General features: G+C 32.0%; 1 protein-coding gene, 1 tRNA gene and 1 pseudogene. 2 read left to right on the forward strand and 1 reads right to left on the reverse strand.

Features of this window, described 5'->3' with window-relative positions; genetic code table 11:
- Positions 1–123, forward strand: a pseudogene (locus ACFIKU_RS09600) (integrase); the annotation flags it as partial.
- 66 nt (positions 124–189) lie between these two features.
- Here the strand turns inward: ACFIKU_RS09600 and ACFIKU_RS09605 are convergent.
- The gene (locus ACFIKU_RS09605; protein ID WP_375642676.1) at positions 190–327 is read right to left on the reverse strand and encodes a hypothetical protein; all 138 of its coding nucleotides are present in this window, start codon (positions 325–327) and stop codon (positions 190–192) included.
- 856 nt (positions 328–1,183) lie between these two features.
- On the opposite strand from ACFIKU_RS09605, the gene ACFIKU_RS09610 reads away from it, so the two are divergent.
- Positions 1,184–1,273 (forward strand) — tRNA-Ser (locus ACFIKU_RS09610).
- Positions 1,274–1,586: the final 313 nt, after the last annotated feature.

The raw sequence follows: 1,586 nt of genomic DNA on the forward strand, positions 1-1,586 counted from the left end.
ACAGTATCACAATTGAAAGCATTATTTGGCTGGACAAATGATAATATGGCATCTCTTTACACAAAGAGCGCAGATCGCAAAAGGCTAGCTATAGAAGCGATAAAAAAGCTCCAAAAAAGTTAGGGGTAGAGACAAAAAAACGTAATAGAATCAAGATTCACCTATTCCCCCATATTAGACATAACTATTTTATTTTACTTGCTTTTTATTTGCCATGCGTGAGATCGCATCAGGCGTAGCACGCAAACGAAATGGCATGGGTTCACCAGCGGCACTCTCTTCAGACGTACGAATAATCTTTTGTAAATAATTTTTTATTTTACACATACTTGTAAATGTACTGGCTTTTAAAACCTTGTCTGTTAAAGTTTATGCTTTCTTCCTTTGCATAATTTAGCGTTTTTAAATTCTATTCTTGAAAAACTATGCAATATCCTAACAAACTATCTATTGATCTAAGCGTATTGCTCAATAATCTTTTCTTCCACTCCAATTAACTTTTTGCTTATCCCACAGAAAAAGCATTATAAATATACCCTATTTCCAGTCATATCTGGAAAGGTTTTAAACGGTCGATGCAATCTTACATAAAATTTTATCCACATAGTGCAAATCAGCCATTCCCTCCAAGATAACTTTTAGATGCACTAGATATCTGAATATTTTTATTTAAAAAATTAAAATCTTTTAAAGAGCTTTCTTATTGAATTGTACTTATTTAAACTCAATAAAAACTTTCCTTGAATATATATGTCGTTCTTACAAATTTATCTCTCATAAACTGTCAGAGCAATAACATTTTCTTTTCGCAGATATGAACGATCTAAATAGAATAAATATCTGGAAAGGTAAAATAATACAAAAATACACGACCGGAATTTGATATAATTTATCAAACATTTTCAAGTGGATATTTCTTATTATTATGAAAACGATCGTTAGAACTTAAAAAATATTGCTTTGTGAAAAATTTTTAAACAGGAAAAAGAAATGATAAATATCATAATTACCTTTCATTTTTTCAGAAAAAACTATCATGTTTAAAAATGAAACTCTTAAATAACACACTCAAAGAATTAACTTATGAAGAATTATTTTAAATAATTTTACAAAGAACGCTTTAAAATGCGTATTAAAATGATTGACCTTTTGCAAGAAATTTGTCAGAAAGCATATCTAATTTGGAGGGGTGGCCGAGCGGTTTAAGGCACCGGTCTTGAAAACCGGCGTGCAGGAGACTGTACCGTGGGTTCGAATCCCACCCCCTCCGCCACAGCACTTTTATCGTGCTATAACTTATTGATTCTTTATGTGTTTTTTTACGGTGCGGGATAAATAAATAAAGGTTCGGGAATAGGATTTTCTAACATTTCTCTATAAAGCACGCTTCGCACAATGTTTCTAATGTTTCTTTGAAGTCTGCTAACGCTTCTTGATGTAAGCCATCTAAAAGTCTCATAAACGCAACAACAGTTTCACGTTGCAACGGAGTAGAAGGCTTTATTATGATTGTAGCTTGCCAGCGGGTTTTGTATATTTTGCCACTAGGTTTTGTAGCAATTTATTTTTTTTCAAAGAGTTTTAAA

Origin of the sequence: Bartonella sp. CM120XJJH (assembly GCF_042194715.1) — a bacterium.
GTDB lineage: Bacteria > Pseudomonadota > Alphaproteobacteria > Rhizobiales > Rhizobiaceae > Bartonella.